The sequence below is a fragment of the Streptococcus australis genome (assembly GCF_015553625.1).
GTDB lineage: Bacteria > Bacillota > Bacilli > Lactobacillales > Streptococcaceae > Streptococcus > Streptococcus australis_B.
The window spans coordinates 29,825-46,138 of record NZ_JADNGY010000004.1 but is presented as its reverse complement, the minus strand read 5'-3'; the positions used below and the strand labels follow the sequence as shown (position 1 = coordinate 46,138).

The following is a 16,314-nucleotide window of genomic DNA, read 5'->3' as shown; positions in this document are numbered from 1 at the left end:
CTCAACCACTGCGTCTTGCTCGACAATCCAAAGATAATTGAGAGGCTAGGACTTTTGTCTCAGCCTCTTTTTGTTGAAAATATGCAACATTTTGTTTTTCTTGTTTTTGAGGTCTACAATAGGATCATCAATCAAAGAAAGAAGGCCCCTTCCATGATGATCAAACTAAAAAGATACTTACTTCATTTGTTTCTCAAGCATACCAGCGTCTACCTGAAGGATCAGGAACTAGCCCTCTCTGAAGAGGAGAAAATGGACCTCTTCAAACAGATCTTTCGATCCATCAAACAAGTCCTAGCAACTGATCACGTGAAGGAGGAAGGCTCATGAAACTCTTAGCTCGTAATAAAATTTTTGCCTTACTTAGTCTTTCTCGCTTTTTGAATACCCTTGGTGCTGCCATCTACAATCTGGTCTTTGTGGTCTTTGCTGCCAGCATGCCACAGCCGAGCCTAGCAGTTGGAATTGCTAATCTCATTGTATTTATTCCTAGCCTCTTTACCATTTTTGTCGGGATGAAGGCTGACCGCACGAAGAAAAAAGCTAACTGGTTGATCCGCATTGGCTATCTTCAAGCCATCCTCTTCATCCTTATTGCTCTCATGACCAAGATTCCGGGTTACCTAGCCTTTTCGATTGTTTGCTTTTTAAACATTGTTTCAGATTGTTTGAGTGATTATCGCGGAGGCTTGCAACTCCCCATTATGCAGAAGAACATCCCTAGCGAGGATTTGATGGAGGCCTATTCCTTCAACCAACTGCTTAGCATGGTCTGTTCGATTTCTGGACAAGCTCTAGGAGTTTGGCTGCTAGCTATCAGCCATCAAAATTTTGCTATGGTCGCTTCGATCAATGCCGTGACTTTTCTCCTGTCTTCTACTTGTCTTCTGATGAGAAAAAAGCAGCTGACACATGCTCCCGTCATTGAGCCCAAAAGTAAGAAATCTTTGGTACACGATTGCCAAGAGATGTACCAGAACGCCAAAAGTATTTTTGCAGATGAGGAGGTTCACCACTTTGGCAAGTTGCTCTTCTCATTGGTTCTCATCAATGCCCTTGGGGGATCCATCTCAGGTATCTACAATTTGCAACTGCTTCACTCTCCCTTCTTTCAGTTGAGCTTTAGCCAATCCCTCTTGATCTTAGAGGCAGTGACTATTTTAAGCATGGTCTGGGCTAGTTTGACACCCCACGATCATTTTTCCAAGCAATCACTCCACCATATCCTCCTTTGGATCGCAGGTGGGCTGACCATGCTTGGGCTCACAAATATCCTGGTACACTGGGACATTCTTTCCCTTCTACTCATCACTTTCCTTGGTTATCTTGTAGCAAAAATCAACCCAAAAGTTTCCAGTCTTTTAATGAGCAAATTACCCGCTGAAAAATTAGCTTCTACCTCTAGCTTTTTGGGACTGATGGTCAGCTTTGCCATGCCACTTGGGACAGCTCTCTTTTCTAGTCTAGCTATCTGGAGCCTTCCCCTAGCTTGGGGGATCTTTGCCATCCTTGGTTTCACTACCCTCCTCTTAACAACCAAATAAAAAATCCACCGTTTGGTGGATTTTTTACATTTTTCTTAGGCGAGCCACCCGCTCAGCAATAGGTGGGTGGGTATAAAAGAGTTTTTGCAAACCGGATTCTTTTTTTGGATCGTTGATAAAAAGAGCACTGCTCGCATCATCGACATGTCGTTGCATGGGTTCGCTATTGTCTAGTTTTAACAAAGCATTGATCATCCCTTGAGGATTCCGCGTCAATTCAACACTTGAAGCGTCTGCTAGGAACTCCCGTTGACGAGAAATGGCTAACTGGACCAAGGTCGCTGCTAATGGTGCTAAAACGATGGCAAGCAGGGAAAGGATCAACATAACAATCTCCAAACCACCGCTACCTTCTCGATCATCGTCCCGGCTACGGCCACCGCCCCACCACATCATCCGGCCACCAATGCTAGAAAGCATGGTGATGGCACTAGCAAGGGCAACTGCAATCGTCGAGATGCGAATATCGTAATTGCGAATATGGCTGACTTCGTGTCCGATGACTCCCTCCAATTCCTCACGGTTCATCACAGCTAGAAGTCCTGTTGTCGCTGCAACAGCTGCATTTTGAGGATTAGATCCTGTCGCAAATGCATTCATCGAAGGATCATCCACAATATAGACCCGAGGCATGGGGATCTGGGCTACCATAGCCATATCTTGTACAATATGGTAGAGCTGAGGAGCTTGCTCTTCCGTTACCTCACGCGCCCCATTCATCCGCATGACAACTTCGGTGGATTGAAAAATCATGCTAAAGGCATAAATTCCACCAATAATCAAAGCTAGGATGACGCCACCAAGGGAGGAGCCTAACCAGAGGTAGCCAACGGCTGCTCCGATGAGAGCTAAGAGTATGAAAAAAGCAATAAGGAGAATCCAGGTTCTCCTTTTATTGCTTGCAATTTGGTCAAAGAGCATATTAGTCTCCTAATCCGCTAAAGTCCACCTTTGGTACTGCTTTTTCTTCTTCAGGTACTTGAAGGAATTCGGCTTGTTTGAAGCCAAACATTCCAGCAATCACGTTTGTTGGGAAAGTTTCCAACTTGACATTGTAGTTGCTTGTTACACTGTTGTACAATTGACGAGCATAAGAAATTTTGTTTTCTGTGTTGGTCAATTCTTCTTGCAACTGCATGAAGTTAGTGTTAGCTTTCAAGTCTGGGTAATTTTCAGCCACCGCAAAGATGCCGGCTACTTGACGGGAAAGAGCATCACTGGCCGCCATTGCTTCTGCAGGTGAAGAAGCTTGCGCTACTTGTTGGCGAAGTTGAGTCACTTTTGCTAGTGTATCTCCTTCGTACTTAGCATAGCCTTTAACGGTTTCGATCAAGTTTGGAATCAAGTCATTCCGACGTTTCAATTGCACGTCAATTTGACTCCATGCTTCACGAGTTTGCATCCGGCTTTTCACCAAACCGTTGTAAACTCCTACTACAATCAACACAAGGACCACAATGATCCCAAGAATAATCCAAATCATTTTATTGAATTCCTTTCATTTCTTTCTACCAGTATATCAAATTTCCCTTATTTTGTGGTAAAATAATAGCATGAAACCAGAAGAATTTTATGTCCGTTTAGCCGAACTCGGCTTTCCATTAACTGATCGTCAAAAAGAGCAATACGAACGCTATTTCGAGCTCCTCGTTGAATGGAATGAAAAGATTAATCTCACTGCCATCACCGAAAAAGACGAAGTCTATCTCAAGCATTTTTATGATTCTATCGCACCCATTTTACAAGGTTTGATCGAAAACCAACCCATCCGTCTCTTGGATATCGGCGCGGGTGCTGGCTTTCCGAGTCTACCAATGAAGATCCTATTCCCTGAGCTAGATGTAACCATTATTGATTCCCTCAATAAGCGGATCAATTTTCTCCACTTGCTGGCTGAAGAGTTGGGCTTGAGCGGAGTTCATTTCTACCATGGACGTGCGGAGGACTTTGCGCAAGACAAGGCTTTTCGTGCCCAATTTGATATCGTAACTGCCCGCGCCGTTGCCCGCATGCAGGTCCTCTCTGAGCTGACCATCCCTTACCTGAAAGTAGGGGGACGGCTACTCGCTCTCAAGGCTAGCAATGCTCCAGAAGAGTTGGAAGAAGCCAAAAATGCCCTCAACCTGCTCTTTAGTAAGGTTGAAGACAATCTACAGTATGAATTGCCAAACGGGGATCCACGTTACATCACTGTTGTGGAGAAGAAAAAAGAAACTCCTAATAAATATCCAAGAAAAGCTGGCATGCCTAATAAGCGACCATTATAAGATCAACTCAAAAGAAGAGGCTGGGACAAAAGTCCTAGCCTCTCAATTGTCTTTGGATTGTCGAGCAAGACGCAGTGGTTGAGTGGGCTCTACTACGCTGATTTCATCAGCTTTTACAGCCCTACTCAACTGTGCGGAGGTGGGACGACGAAATCGAATTCTTACGAATTACCGATTTCTGTCCCACTCTCTTTTGACTGGACCAATTGGTTCAACTCTTGCTCTAGGGCATGGTAGTGATGGCGCTCTAAATGAACTCCCCTAGTCGCCACAACCTTGCTTGCTAAACGGTTAGCAAAGCTTAAGGCATCCTCTACATCTACCCCTTGCAAGGATGCTGCTAAAAAGGCTCCCAAATGACTGTCTCCTGCTCCTACGGTATCAAGAACTTCTGTCGGAAATCCGATAGCCTCATACCACCTACCATCGTATGCGATTGCTCCTTTTTCTCCTAAAGTGACGATGACTAACTGCCCTGTTCTCTGGTAAAGGATCTTAACTGCTTCAGCAATCTCTTCACATTCTGAAAAAGCCTTAGCTTCTAGCTCATTGAGGTGGAGGATGGGTTGGAGATCATAAATTGCTTCCAGTCGGTCCTTGGGAATCAAGAGACCGCGAGGCCCTGGCGCAAAGATAACTTGGCCTTCGAGTTTTGACACAGCTTGAATGAGTTCCATCCCGGTCGGCTCTTCTACTTCAAGGCCACAGAGATAAATAGAATCATAGCTTTCCTGCTCCAGAGACTGCAGCCATTCCTTCTGAAAACCATATTCCACTCCATGATCTGATAAAAAGGTTCGTTCTCCATCCGACTCAATGAAACAATAGCAACAACCATTCGCTCCTGTTACTAAAATAGGGGTTTGGATACCTAACTTTTCTAGTTCTGCCTTAACAAAATCCCCGTAGACACCCGTCCCCACTGGCGAGATGAAGTCAACCTTTTGACCTAAAGCATGAAGTACGGAGACGACATTAAAGGCACACCCTCCAAGAGACCAAGTCTGCTCATGGATATGGGCGTCCCCTTCCCTACTTGGTAGACGATCAAGATAAACCATAATATCACAAACAGTGGATCCAATCACTAAGGCTTTTGACATGGATATTCTCCTCCTATTTTCTATCCTCAACATGGAAAAATAACCAGCACGAGATAGAGCTGGTTAGTAAAACTAGTCACCCCGATAGACCGGTTGAGGGCCAAAGGTTTGGGAAACTGGCATGATTTCAATCCGATTGACATTGACATGCTTGGGTTGTTGAATGAGCCAAGACACCGTATTGGCTATATCTTCAGGTTGAATAGCATGAGCGTCTCGATAGAGAGCTTCTACCCGTTTTTCATCCCCTTTAAAGCGAACCGATGAGAACTCGGTCCCTTCACAGAGACCTGGTTCAATATTGGTCACCCGAATTTGTTTTCCAGCCAGGTCGGCACGTAGGTTTAAAGAGAACTGTTTAACGAAGGCCTTGGAAGCACCATAAACATTGGCCCCTGGGTAGGGAACCGTCCCAGCAGTCGACCCCATATTGATGACATACCCATCATTTCTTTCCACCATCTGGGGGAGGATTTGCCGGGTCAAATAGGTCAGACCGATGATATTGGTTTGGATCATGGTCAACCAATCTGCAATCTCTGCTTTCTGAGCTGGAGCGAGGCCTAGGGCCAAGCCAGCATTATTAACCAAGACATCAATCTGCTCCCAAGCTTTTGGTAAACTGGCAAGTGCCTGATCCACCTGAGTGAGATCTGTTACATCCATTTGAAGAGGATAAAAGGCTTCTCCCAACTCTTCGTGAAGGGCCTGTAATTTTTCAATGCGTCTAGCCGCACCAATCACTCGATGACCATCGGCAACTAAGCGTTGACAAATAGCTTGACCAAAGCCAGCTGAAGCTCCTGTTACTAAAATTGTTTCTGCCATTTTCTTACCTCCAAGGATTATAGAATCGACCTTGGTTCACCCAAATCAAGACCAAACTCAAGACTACCATCAGAGCGGACCCTAGGATAATCAGACGATCACGAGTCGTCATCTCCTGATAGGTGTACCAAGTCCGTTTTTTATTTTTCCCAAAGCGACGCAGTTCCATGGCTGTAGAAATCGTTTCAATCCGCTCCAGAGAACTAAAAATCAAGGGAGAAATCATCTGAAGATTTCCCTTCACCCGCTGGACAAAGTTGGCCTTTTTGGACAATTCCAACCCTCTTGCTTCTTGGGAGAGCTTGATAATCTGGTATTCCTCCTGCACATCTGGAATATAGCGCAGGGTCAAGCTCACTGAATAAGCAATCTTGTAGGACACCCCAATCTGATTAAGACTAGAAGCAAATTGACTAGGATGGGTGGTCATTAGGAAAATAAGAGCCAGAGGAATGGTACACACATACTTCAAAGCTAGGTTGAAAAGATAAAACAACTCTTGAGCTGTGATGCTATATGCCCCTAAACCATCTAGAAGAACTGTTTTTGCTCCATAGATCTCTACCCCATATTGAGGGGCAAAAAGATAGACCATCAAGACATTGAGAATAGCAAAGACCAGGGCAAAACTAAGAATAAAAGAAATGTCTTTCAAACGAATGCCTGAGGTCGCAAATAAGGCGAGGGCACCTAGACCAATGACCAATAACAGGCGGGTATCGTAACTCAACATGGCCGCTAATGATACCAACAATAAAAATAGGAGTTTGCTAGCGCCTGAGAGGCGATGCAGAAAGCTGGTTCCAGCATGGTAGCCGACTAAGCGATTATTCATGACCTACCCCCTTCTGATTCATATAAAACTGGGTCAAGGCAAGCGGATCGACACCAAGTCGATTTGCCAAGGCGAAAATAGACGTTTCTTTCAAATTAGCCCGTCTTAAAATTTCTGGTTGGGTCAAGAGCTCTGCCGGCGTCAAATCTGCCAAAATTTGCCCATCCGTCACCACGATCGCTCGATCGGAATAATCCAGCATCAGTTGCATATCATGGGTAATCATGACAATGGTATGCCCCTTTTGCTGGAGTTCATCAAGGAAATCCATAATTTCTGTATAGTTTCGTTGATCCTGGCCTGCCGTCGGTTCATCCAGTACCAAAACCTCAGGCCCCAGTACTAAAATCGAAGCAATGGTTACCCGCTTTTTCTGACCATAAGACAAGGCAGAAATCGGCCACTTACGAAACTCATAGAGACCACAGGTTTTCAAGGCTTGATGGACACGACTTTCAATCTGGTCCTCTGGGACATTTCTCAAGTGAAGACCGAGGGCCACCTCATCAAAAACCATGGTCGATGAAATCATCTGATTGGGATTTTGCAGGACATAACCTACTCGCTCTGCCCGCTCCTTGACACTATCACCCTTGATATCCTCACCCTTTGAGAAATAAGTTCCTTCCGTCTGGATAAAGCCGCAAATCGCCTTAGCAAGGGTAGATTTTCCAGCCCCATTTTTTCCGACAATCGCCAACCGTTGGCCTTTTGGAATAGTCAAGGAAAGATCTTTTAGAATAGGCTGGCCTTCTCGATAGGCAAAGTTCAAATGACCAAGCTCTAAAATTACTTCAACCTCTGCACTTTTTTCAAAATTTGGAGTTGGAATTTCCACTGATAAATCTTCAAGTGGTATTTTTTCCACCTTGTCCAAATTCGGTAGTTTGCTGATATCCTGCCCTAACTGGCGAAGGGTTGTTAAATAGAGGGGTTCCCGAATCCCATTTTCAGCTAGTAAAGTGGTTCTCAACAACTCATCTGGTCGCCCATTAAAGAGGACTTGCCCTTGATTAATCAAGATGACCCGATCGATAGGACGGTAGAGCACATCCTCCAAACGGTGCTCAATGATAATGGTTGTCGTTCCCTGCTCTTCATGAATCTGATCGATCAGATCAATGATATCCTGACCCGACTTGGGATCTAAATTAGCCAGTGGCTCATCAAAGAGCAGGATCGGACTTTCATCGATCAGGACACCTGCCAAGCTGACACGCTGTTTTTGCCCACCGGATAAATCTTGAGGCCGATGGTCCAAGAGCTTACTCAAGTCTAAGCGCTCCGCCCAGGTATGAACCCGAGATTTCATGCTTTCCAGCTCGACCATATCGTTTTCAAGGGCAAAAGCTAAGTCTTCTGCAACACTAAGACCGATAAACTGACCATCCGTATCCTGCAAGACCGTACTGACCAAGTGAGACTTCTCATAAATACTGAGATCAAAGGCTTCTTTCCCCCGAATAAGGAATTGCCCACTACTAGTTCCTTTATAGATATTGGGAATAATCCCATTTAAGCACTGGCCTATCGTTGACTTGCCAGAGCCAGATGGTCCCACTATCAGGACCTTTTCTCCCTCATAAATGGTCAGGTTAATCCCTTTTAAGGTTGGCTCAGACTGGGCCTTATACTGGAAGGAAAAATCCTTCAATTCAATGATTGCTTCTTTCATTTAGTTTGCCTTTTCCCATAAGAGCGCAAATTGCATTGCCAACTCTGCGATTCGATCCTTACCATCTAAGTCCTCATGACTGGATAAGGTTCGGATATCCCATTTTTCTTCCGAGAGGTGATCCGCCGCATAGAAGAAATGGCAGAGAGCAAAATCTCGAAAAGTTGCTAAGGCCGCCACTGCCGAACATTCCATATCGACACAGATGGCTCCTGCTTCCTTTCGACGCTTCATCTTGTCGATGGTTTCTCGATAGGGAGCATCTGTCGTCCACACTTTTCCTGACTGATAAGAAACCCTATGGCTGTCCAGAAAGGCTTGGAAGAGAGGAAGGCTTTCCTTATTTACTTCCACTTCATCACTAGCCGGAAGATAGTGATAGCTGGTCCCCTCGTCTCGAAGAGCAGCCGTTGGAATGATAATGGAGGTCGCTTCGATATCTCGATCTAAAACCCCACAGGTCCCAAAGAGCACCAGTTTTTCCATCCCAAATTGAATCAAATCCTCTATAATCCCTACACAGGAAGCAGCCCCAACTGGTGCATTGAAGACCGCAATCTGTTGGTCTCCAATCGTAATCCCATAGACAATGACTTCAAAGTTAGCCATGGAGGTTCTTGTGATCACCTCATGATTGTAATTCTCAAGCAAGCGCGCAAAGGTCACTCTTGAAAAGCAAGAGATGGCTACTTTAGGAAATCCTTCAATTGGACCGTGCAGGTCTTGTGGATTGATAATCGCCTGTCGATTGGCATCAAATTCTTCTAACAGCATCTCTTGCTCCTCTTTCATTTATTCTACTTCTAGTCCTCTATTATACCACAAAACCGGCTTCTTTCCTTCTAACAAAGGAGCAAGAAGCCCCACTTGTTCGCCTTTTGTGGTAGGAAACAATACAATTTTCTTCCAAAAGAAAATGAAGAGGGATCACTCAATCACTACGTCAATTGTCGACCTCTTGCCTGATACAATCATGTCACTCTTACTAACCCTCCCTCGCTCTCTCGTTTCTTGGCTTGGGAAAAATTCGTTTACAAAACGAGCCTCGCTTTCTCGTTTTCGGGCTCGGGAAAAAAATATTTACAAAATATTTTTTTTCTGCTATACTTCATAGAAGCAAAGGTTTTTAATGTCATCCTGTGAGGTGACAAAGACACAGAATATGAATAATCTGAGGCCCTTGCTATGCAAAAATATTCATGGGCTCTTTTTTGGTGCCCAAAAGTGAGGTTATTATGAAAGAAGAATCAACTGTTGATTTGCTCCTGGATGTCGACCAAAGTCCGGCACCCCTAAAAGGAATCTTATTAAGTTTCCAACACGTTTTCGCCATGTTTGGGGCAACCATCCTGGTACCACTCATCTTGGGCATGCCCGTATCCGTTGCCCTCTTTGCATCAGGGGTTGGGACACTGATTTATATGACTTGTACCGGCTTTAAAGTCCCTGTTTACCTCGGCTCTTCATTCGCCTTTATCACCGCTATGGCTTTGGCGATGAAGGAAATGGGCGGAAAAGTCGATGCAGCACAAACTGGGGTTATTCTGACTGGTCTGATCTACGTGCTTGTTGCTGCAGGGGTTAAAGTTGCTGGCACTCGCTGGATTGACAAATTGCTTCCTGCCGTTGTTATTGGACCTATGATCATCGTCATTGGTTTAGGGCTTGCAGGATCAGCTGTTAAGAACGCCGGTTTTGTCGAAGGGGGAGACTGGAAAAATGCCCTTGTCGCTGTCGTGACCTTCCTGATCGCTGCCTTCATCAACACCAAAGGAAAAGGCTTCTTCAAAATAATTCCTTTCCTCTTTGCCATTATCGGTGGCTATGTCTTCGCAGTCTGCTTGGGCTTGGTTGACTTCAAACCAGTCCTCAAGGCTAACTGGTTTGAGATTCCTGGCTTCTATCTTCCTTTCAACACAGGTGGTGCCTTCAAACAATACAACTTGTATTTTGGTCCTGAAACCATCGCCATCTTGCCAATCGCTATCGTAACGATTTCAGAACATATCGGTGACCATACAGTACTTAGCCAAATCTGTGGCCGTCAATTCTTGAAACAACCGGGACTTCACCGTACCCTTCTTGGTGACGGAATTGCAACTTCTGTATCGGCCTTTCTTGGTGGTCCAGCTAATACCACTTATGGAGAAAATACAGGAGTGATTGGGATGACTCGTATTGCTTCTGTTTCCGTTATCCGAAATGCTGCCTTGATCGCTCTTTCTTTGAGCTTCTTTGGTAAATTTACTGCTCTCATTTCTACCATTCCAAACTCTGTTCTCGGTGGGATGTCCATCCTTCTCTACGGGGTGATCGCAAGTAACGGTTTGAAAGTCTTAATCAAAGAACGTGTTGACTTCAGCTTGATGCGCAACCTAATTATTGCAAGTGCCATGTTGGTTCTTGGACTTGGTGGAGCAACACTGAAACTCGGTCCAGTGACCCTGGCAGGAACAGCTCTCTCAGCTATGACAGGAATCATCCTCAACTTGATCTTGCCACACGAATCAAACTAACAAAAAAAGTTCTCAGAATTGAGAACTTTTTTTATTCGAGTTGGGCCAATTGCAACAAGCGTTCCTTGGACAATTTTTTGATTTCAATTTGATTGGCATCCAATAATTCAAATTCACTTGAGTCCAAAGCATCCAGTAGAGCTTCTAAATTCACAGCTGCCACCGGCTTATAACTCTCTGGCATATCGGGATTCCCAGTGATTTCTACTAAGTTCACTTTCCAGTCGATGACCTCATCCATATTGACCTTCTCTACAAACTCTGCAGGCACAAAAGGCACACGTGGCAAAACCGTATCCGTGTCTTCTGTTAGACTGTAACTGCCAATGATGTCTCCCGTTTCGTTCTGACGGTAGAAACGGACTTGACTAAAGAAAGCAGAGCTGTATTGTACCTTTTTAACCACTTGACTGAACTCCTCTAAAGGTTGAGGAGAGTCTAAGATTTGACGTAGGAGCTCACGATCCAAGATAACAGGATGAGCAAATCCCTGAAGCTGGTATTGATGAAGGTCTGGTTCTTTTTCTAAATTCTGTAAATTCTTCAACAAATAGGTTTCATAGTCAAAAGAGAAAATAGAATCTGCATCATAGCTGGTCCCCAAATTATCGTGAATCTCATTTCCCAACTGGCGAGCTAGGGCACTGAGCCATTCTAAGATGAGTCGCCAATCTTCAAGGGTTGCAAAATCTGCAAGGATGAACTGATAAGCATGCTCTTGATCCAGATAGCGAAGGATGATTGGCAAACAGCTCTTTCCATAGCGGATACACATCATAGCTGGAAAATCTTTGAGAGAGCGACTAAGCATGGCTTCCTCAAAACTGTAGGTAAGCACTCCCTCCACCAAATTTAATACATCTTTAGCCGGCATCACTTTTTGATAGCCAAACATACTCTTTTTATTTCGAATTGAAAACACAACTGACATTTGTTTTCTCCTTTATGTAATCGCTTACCAAATTATAGCACAAATTTTCATGATTTTCCATATAAAAAAACAGCCAAAGGGCTGTTTTTACCTTATGCAGGTTCTCCATCAAGCGTCTCACCGATAACTGCCAAACGCTCGCTAACTTCTGCTTGTGACATCTTGTGTTCTTCAACATAACGATTGCGTGGGTGAACACGGCACTCGTGTGAGCAACCACGGAGGTACTTGTCTTCGTTTTCTTCTGAAATCAAAATCCGACGGTTACAGAAAGGATTTCCACAGTTGACATAGCGTTCGCAAGGCGTACCATCGAACCAGTCTTTTCCGACAACGCTTGGATCGACATGGTTAACATCAACCGCAATGCGCTCGTCAAAGACGTACATCTTCCCATCCCACAGTTCTCCTTGAACTTCTGGATCTTTTCCGTAAGTTGCGATACCACCATGCAATTGGCCGACATCTTTGTAGCCTTCACGGACCATCCAGCCTGAGAATTTCTCACAGCGGACACCACCCGTACAGTATACTACAACCCGTTTGTCCATGAATTTTTCTTTGTTATCACGAACCCATTGTGGCAACTCGCGGAAGTTGCGAATATCTGGACGGATAGCCCCACGGAAGTGTCCAAGGTCGTACTCGTAGTCGTTACGAGTATCAAGGACAACGGTATCTTCGTCTAGAAGAGCTTCTTTAAACTCTTTTGGAGACAAGTAAGCACCTGTTGTTTCAAGGGGGTTGATGTCCTCATCAAAGTTTTCATCCTCTAACCCAAGGTGAACGATTTCTTTTTTGTAGCGAACAAACATCTTCTTGAAAGCTTGCTCTTCTTCCTCATCCATCTTGAACCAGAGGTCTTCCATACCTGGAAGGCTGTGAACATAGTCCATGTACTTTTGCGTCGTTTCGTAGTCGCCAGAAACAGTTCCGTTAATCCCTTCGTCAGCGACTAGGATACGCCCTTTGAGGCCAATCGACTTACAGAAAGCCAAGTGGTCTGCCGCAAATTGTTCTGCGTTTTCGATGGGAACATATTTATAGTAAAGTAAGACACGAATAGGTTTTGCCATAAGATTCTCTTTTCTAAGATTAAATTATCAGAATTTTTCATTCAACTATACCAGTATACTCTCCCAAGAAAACGAATGCAATTTATTTGACCGAAAAAAGCTAAGTACCGAATACTAATCAACTTCTTTGCCTTTATATGCCACAATTGAAATCAATACTCCCATTGATACTCCAAAAAATACAAACCAGCTCAGCTTTACTGAATAGGATGCTAACACTGAAAAGATTACTGTACCTAAAGGAATTGAAGCCATTACTACGGTGGAAATAAGCGTTCGTACCTGAGCTAATTGATATTCTGGAATACTTTTTGCCCAAAATGCACTTAATTTCGGATTAAATTTTCCTGTTAAGAAGGCATCTCCTCCACTTAAAAGAATAATAAAAATAGACGGTAAATTTAATATTCCAATTAAACCTGTAACTACAAGAACTACCGTACTCATTTTTAAGATTGAAACTAAGGATTTTTGAGCAAAGTATCCCTCTGGATGAAGATTTCCTAGAATTCCAAATACTAGTCCAACGATCTGTAATACTAATATACTCTCTCCATAGGAAAACCTAAAAAGTGAATGATCTAAATAGTAAATCAATAAAATCGGAGATATTGCTGTACTCAATACATTCATTAGAACAATACAAACAAACATCCATCTAAAAGATACTTTTTCATTCTCATTAAATGTTTGAATAGCCAATTGGTAAGTTGCTTTTATTTTGTTAAGAAATGTAGTTTCGGAAGATTTCAAGGCTTGTCCGTGTCTTAAGTCATCTTTTATGGACCAAAAAATAAGAGAGGATATGATAAAACTGATCGCATTTAACATGGCTATTACTTTAAATTGTTGATGCGTCGCATTTAATATCCAAACTCCAGTAGTTTGTCCTCCAATTGCACAAATATAACCTATAATATTATTCAAGGAATAAGCCTCAAGCAATTGCTCTTCATGGACTTGATGACTAAAAATTGGAGTATAGAGACAACTTTGATAACAAGATAAACAATCCGATATGATATTTAAAAAACAAATCATCGAAAAAGCAAAAAGTGATACCTTTCCAGTTAGAAACGCTATTACGAAGAAGAAACAACCTTGAATCCATCCGATACGAATGATCCATTTGGATTTAAATTCTGTCTCATCTGCTTTTTGTGCAATCCAAAGTTGAAAACATATGGGCACCATAATAATCATATTTGCAACACTAATGTATAACTTAGAATGAAATGTCGTTGCTACATATATAATGAAAACAATATTATATAAGGAGGAACCGAATTGGTTAAAAAAATTTGCGATCATAGAATATCTAATAAATCGATTTTCTTTCACAAGATTCATTCTACCACCTCCAGATATCGTCTCCAAACGGGATAAAAGTCCTCGAGGTCAATTTTTTCACAATAAAGGTAAAATGAAGCATTGATAAATAAATGAATCGGCAATTTGCGTAATTTTTCAACAAATGCAGTCATATGCGATCTCCTTTCTAATACCTTTGTTATTAGACTATCAAAAAAAGATGCCTTCGCATCTTTTTTGAATATAAGCAATTTTATAACTTGTCTTTAAAAACTTCTTTAAAATAATTAACTTGTTCAAGATATCCTAATTGTTCAAATATTAAAATTCCTTGTTCAATTTCTTGTTTACCTCTACTATTACCTTCTTCTAATTGATGATACCCCCTAGCTATCTTCTCCATTATTCTCATAAATGCATCTCGTGTATCTGCAAAATGTTCTGAAAGTAAATGTTCAAATAGTGTACTTTCTAAAAAATTGTGTTCCTTAGTTGCATGAAAAAGTCCATTTACTAACATCGTATGAATCAAATTGTCATTTAGATTATTATGCCGAAAGAACGAAGATCGTTTTAGCATTTCTTGACAATAGGAAAGGTATAATTGACTGTCAAATAAATGAGCTGTTTCTGAAAATAGAAGTAATTCATAGCGTGCCCAAATTTCAGTAGAAAATAAGTAATTTGTTAAAAAATCAATATCTTCCTTTGGAACTTCATAATCCTCAATTGATGCTGATAATACAGCTTTAATCCATATTGTATTTAATCTGTAAAACTGTTTTTTTGAACTAGTTAAAAATTTCTGTTTCTGTTCGGCTAGTAGCACCTCTAGCGCTTGCTTTTGAAGGGGGGAACGATATTTTGTCAACTTCCAATGCAGCTCTTCAATCTCAGAGGGTTGAAATTCAGAAACCATAAATTCAAATTCTCCCATTTGCAAATAGATATTTTCTAGGCATTCTCTCAATTTTTCGGCAGACATCTCCGCTTGGCCATTCTCAAATCTTGATAGCATTGAAATTGAAAAAAGTCCCCCTGTAGCCTCAGCTAATGATAGCTTTCTTGATTTTCTCATTGTTTTAAAAACTAAGCCTAAATTTTTCATCCACAACCTCATTTTGCTTATATTCAATTTCTTATATTATAGCTCATTTTTTACAAATAAACAGATTTCAAAATCTATGAGAGAGAAGAATCTAGCTTATCCCAGTTTTAACAATATAAATGATCTTAGAGTTTCTCCGCTTACTCTTCCATCTCCAACTGGTCCAGATAGTCTTCATAGCGTTTCTTCTCTACTTTTGCAAGGAGCATCACAAGGAAATTCATCCCCCATACAATCGGAAGATTCAGGAGAAAGGTGATGGGAAGGACTAGCAAGAATTTTGAATGGAAGGGATTAGACTGATAGATGGTTTGATTTAATTGATAATTCTGAGTCCAGATGAATAAGGAAAGAATACAGGTCACTACTATAACACCTGTTAGATTTAGGTAGCTATAGCTGATAAACCGTACGCCCAATCGTTGACAACGAACAGCATAATAAATTCCTGAGACAATGAGTAAGCTCACTACCATGATTGGACTTAGACCGACCTGAGAAGTAAATATAGACCCCACACTAAAAACGGTTAAGGCAAGAAACAGAAATCCAGCTGTTTCAGCACCAGCCTTATTGGCGAGTCCTTCTTCTCGTTCATCTATGATTTGTTTGTTCATTAAGTGTAATCTCATCTATTCCTCCTCTAACTCTGCCTCGATCTTCTTCTGTTTTTTCCGATTAATGAAGGCGAGTGGTTTTTCTAACAAATAAGTCAGAAGGGCAAAGACTAAAATGGCAAGGACGATTTTGAGCAGATACTTAGGACTAAGCATAAAGCTCATCGTTTCCCGCTTTCCAATCACATCCGTTGCGATCACGAATAGGGCAAATAAGATACCTGAGCCAATGCGACTGAACCAGCTGTCTTTGTCTAACATATCTCGAACATCAATCCCAGAACTAATCCTTCTGACAAGGGCATAAGCTCCTATGGCAATCAAGAGAATGAGCTCTGGCATATAGGCTAGTAGGTCCAAGTCCAGGATACTAGCCTTCACAAAGGCGGATACTGCAATAAAGCAGGTCATTCCAAGAACAAGTTCCCCTGCAATTTTTCCATCAATCAGCATGGTCCGTTCATCTTTTACAATTGGTTCTTTCTTTTGTTTCATATGATTCC

At 42.3% G+C, this 16,314-nt stretch carries 17 protein-coding genes and 2 pseudogenes; 4 read left to right on the top strand and 15 right to left on the bottom strand.

The genetic code is table 11. The annotated features are described in order from the left end of the window. The first annotated feature begins 153 nt into the window (after positions 1–153). Positions 154–330, top strand: coding sequence for a hypothetical protein (locus I2D56_RS04405; RefSeq protein ID WP_195348060.1), 177 nt, complete (start codon positions 154–156; stop codon positions 328–330). Further along, positions 327–1,544 (top strand): MFS transporter, encoded by a 1,218-nt coding sequence (locus I2D56_RS04400; RefSeq protein ID WP_195348059.1) that lies wholly within the window; start codon positions 327–329, stop codon positions 1,542–1,544. Before I2D56_RS04405 ends, I2D56_RS04400 begins: the two co-directional genes overlap by 4 nt. 24 nt (positions 1,545–1,568) lie before the next feature. Here I2D56_RS04400 and htpX read toward each other — a convergent pair whose 3' ends face one another. Both htpX and I2D56_RS04390 read right to left on the bottom strand, forming a co-directional pair. Next, positions 1,569–2,465 (bottom strand): zinc metalloprotease HtpX, encoded by an 897-nt coding sequence (gene htpX / locus I2D56_RS04395; RefSeq protein ID WP_003017370.1) that lies wholly within the window; start codon positions 2,463–2,465, stop codon positions 1,569–1,571. Between the two features lies 1 nt (position 2,466). Then, the gene (locus I2D56_RS04390; RefSeq protein ID WP_003017390.1) at positions 2,467–3,027 is read right to left on the bottom strand and encodes a LemA family protein; all 561 of its coding nucleotides are present in this window, start codon (positions 3,025–3,027) and stop codon (positions 2,467–2,469) included. A 70-nt stretch (positions 3,028–3,097) separates the two neighbouring features. On the opposite strand from I2D56_RS04390, the gene rsmG reads away from it, so the two are divergent. Continuing rightward, positions 3,098–3,811 carry a 16S rRNA (guanine(527)-N(7))-methyltransferase RsmG gene (rsmG, locus tag I2D56_RS04385; RefSeq protein WP_195348058.1) on the top strand — a complete coding sequence of 238 codons (714 nt, stop codon included), beginning with the start codon at positions 3,098–3,100 and terminating at the stop codon, positions 3,809–3,811. Positions 3,812–3,972: 161 nt separating this feature from the next. Here the strand turns inward: rsmG and I2D56_RS04380 are convergent, their stop codons facing one another. The 6 genes and pseudogenes from I2D56_RS04380 to I2D56_RS04360 all read right to left on the bottom strand — a co-directional run bounded on the left by I2D56_RS04380 (position 3,973) and on the right by I2D56_RS04360 (position 9,026). Beyond that, on the bottom strand, positions 3,973–4,914 hold the full coding sequence (locus tag I2D56_RS04380) for a carbohydrate kinase family protein (RefSeq protein WP_195348057.1): 942 nt from the start codon (positions 4,912–4,914) through the stop codon (positions 3,973–3,975). A 72-nt stretch (positions 4,915–4,986) separates the two neighbouring features. Continuing rightward, positions 4,987–5,742 carry an SDR family oxidoreductase gene (locus tag I2D56_RS04375; protein WP_123159493.1) on the bottom strand — a complete coding sequence of 252 codons (756 nt, stop codon included), beginning with the start codon at positions 5,740–5,742 and terminating at the stop codon, positions 4,987–4,989. Positions 5,743–5,746: 4 nt separating this feature from the next. After that, complete coding sequence (locus I2D56_RS04370; protein WP_023027172.1) at positions 5,747–6,577, bottom strand: energy-coupling factor transporter transmembrane component T family protein; 831 nt, start codon at positions 6,575–6,577, stop codon at positions 5,747–5,749. After that, positions 6,570–7,373: pseudogene (locus I2D56_RS09920) on the bottom strand (energy-coupling factor ABC transporter ATP-binding protein); the annotation flags it as partial. The pseudogene I2D56_RS09920 and the gene I2D56_RS04370, both read right to left, overlap by 8 nt. 27 nt (positions 7,374–7,400) lie before the next feature. Then, a pseudogene (locus I2D56_RS09915) lies at positions 7,401–8,252 on the bottom strand (DUF3744 domain-containing protein); the annotation flags it as partial. Next, the gene (locus tag I2D56_RS04360) at positions 8,253–9,026 is read right to left on the bottom strand and encodes a nucleoside phosphorylase (protein WP_195348055.1); all 774 of its coding nucleotides are present in this window, start codon (positions 9,024–9,026) and stop codon (positions 8,253–8,255) included. A 461-nt stretch (positions 9,027–9,487) separates the two neighbouring features. Between I2D56_RS04360 and I2D56_RS04355 the strand changes: the two genes are divergently transcribed. After that, positions 9,488–10,768 carry a uracil-xanthine permease family protein gene (locus I2D56_RS04355; protein WP_195348054.1) on the top strand — a complete coding sequence of 427 codons (1,281 nt, stop codon included), beginning with the start codon at positions 9,488–9,490 and terminating at the stop codon, positions 10,766–10,768. Between the two features lie 31 nt (positions 10,769–10,799). Here I2D56_RS04355 and I2D56_RS04350 read toward each other — a convergent pair whose 3' ends face one another. The 7 genes from I2D56_RS04350 to I2D56_RS04320 form a co-directional block, all read right to left on the bottom strand. After that, positions 10,800–11,699 (bottom strand): DUF4299 family protein, encoded by a 900-nt coding sequence (locus I2D56_RS04350; protein WP_195348053.1) that lies wholly within the window; start codon positions 11,697–11,699, stop codon positions 10,800–10,802. Positions 11,700–11,791: 92 nt separating this feature from the next. Next, the gene (locus I2D56_RS04345) at positions 11,792–12,775 is read right to left on the bottom strand and encodes a rhodanese-related sulfurtransferase (RefSeq protein WP_195348052.1); all 984 of its coding nucleotides are present in this window, start codon (positions 12,773–12,775) and stop codon (positions 11,792–11,794) included. 114 nt (positions 12,776–12,889) lie between these two features. Then, complete coding sequence (locus I2D56_RS04340) at positions 12,890–14,125, bottom strand: permease (RefSeq protein WP_123159499.1); 1,236 nt, start codon at positions 14,123–14,125, stop codon at positions 12,890–12,892. Next, a complete protein-coding gene (locus I2D56_RS04335; protein WP_195348051.1) occupies positions 14,122–14,259 on the bottom strand; it encodes a hypothetical protein in 138 nt (45 codons plus the stop codon). The genes I2D56_RS04340 and I2D56_RS04335 overlap by 4 nt, the downstream gene beginning before the upstream one ends. Before the next feature lie 80 nt (positions 14,260–14,339). Further along, on the bottom strand, positions 14,340–15,194 hold the full coding sequence (locus I2D56_RS04330) for a helix-turn-helix domain-containing protein (RefSeq protein ID WP_165851214.1): 855 nt from the start codon (positions 15,192–15,194) through the stop codon (positions 14,340–14,342). Between the two features lie 140 nt (positions 15,195–15,334). Then, positions 15,335–15,826 carry a DUF6773 family protein gene (locus tag I2D56_RS04325; protein ID WP_123159500.1) on the bottom strand — a complete coding sequence of 164 codons (492 nt, stop codon included), beginning with the start codon at positions 15,824–15,826 and terminating at the stop codon, positions 15,335–15,337. Then, complete coding sequence (locus I2D56_RS04320) at positions 15,827–16,306, bottom strand: DUF6773 family protein (RefSeq protein ID WP_123159501.1); 480 nt, start codon at positions 16,304–16,306, stop codon at positions 15,827–15,829. Between the last annotated feature and the right edge of the window lie 8 nt (positions 16,307–16,314).

Coding starts and splice junctions, on each gene's coding strand:
- I2D56_RS04405 (WP_195348060.1), top strand. CDS start 154: ATGATGATCAAACTAAAAAGATACTTACTTCATTTGTTTCTCAAGCAT.
- I2D56_RS04400 (WP_195348059.1), top strand. CDS start 327: ATGAAACTCTTAGCTCGTAATAAAATTTTTGCCTTACTTAGTCTTTCT.
- htpX (WP_003017370.1), bottom strand. CDS start 2,465: ATGCTCTTTGACCAAATTGCAAGCAATAAAAGGAGAACCTGGATTCTC.
- I2D56_RS04390 (WP_003017390.1), bottom strand. CDS start 3,027: ATGATTTGGATTATTCTTGGGATCATTGTGGTCCTTGTGTTGATTGTA.
- rsmG (WP_195348058.1), top strand. CDS start 3,098: ATGAAACCAGAAGAATTTTATGTCCGTTTAGCCGAACTCGGCTTTCCA.
- I2D56_RS04380 (WP_195348057.1), bottom strand. CDS start 4,914: ATGTCAAAAGCCTTAGTGATTGGATCCACTGTTTGTGATATTATGGTT.
- I2D56_RS04375 (WP_123159493.1), bottom strand. CDS start 5,742: ATGGCAGAAACAATTTTAGTAACAGGAGCTTCAGCTGGCTTTGGTCAA.
- I2D56_RS04370 (WP_023027172.1), bottom strand. CDS start 6,577: ATGAATAATCGCTTAGTCGGCTACCATGCTGGAACCAGCTTTCTGCAT.
- I2D56_RS04360 (WP_195348055.1), bottom strand. CDS start 9,026: ATGCTGTTAGAAGAATTTGATGCCAATCGACAGGCGATTATCAATCCA.
- I2D56_RS04355 (WP_195348054.1), top strand. CDS start 9,488: ATGAAAGAAGAATCAACTGTTGATTTGCTCCTGGATGTCGACCAAAGT.
- I2D56_RS04350 (WP_195348053.1), bottom strand. CDS start 11,699: ATGTCAGTTGTGTTTTCAATTCGAAATAAAAAGAGTATGTTTGGCTAT.
- I2D56_RS04345 (WP_195348052.1), bottom strand. CDS start 12,775: ATGGCAAAACCTATTCGTGTCTTACTTTACTATAAATATGTTCCCATC.
- I2D56_RS04340 (WP_123159499.1), bottom strand. CDS start 14,125: ATGAATCTTGTGAAAGAAAATCGATTTATTAGATATTCTATGATCGCA.
- I2D56_RS04335 (WP_195348051.1), bottom strand. CDS start 14,259: ATGACTGCATTTGTTGAAAAATTACGCAAATTGCCGATTCATTTATTT.
- I2D56_RS04330 (WP_165851214.1), bottom strand. CDS start 15,194: ATGAAAAATTTAGGCTTAGTTTTTAAAACAATGAGAAAATCAAGAAAG.
- I2D56_RS04325 (WP_123159500.1), bottom strand. CDS start 15,826: ATGAGATTACACTTAATGAACAAACAAATCATAGATGAACGAGAAGAA.
- I2D56_RS04320 (WP_123159501.1), bottom strand. CDS start 16,306: ATGAAACAAAAGAAAGAACCAATTGTAAAAGATGAACGGACCATGCTG.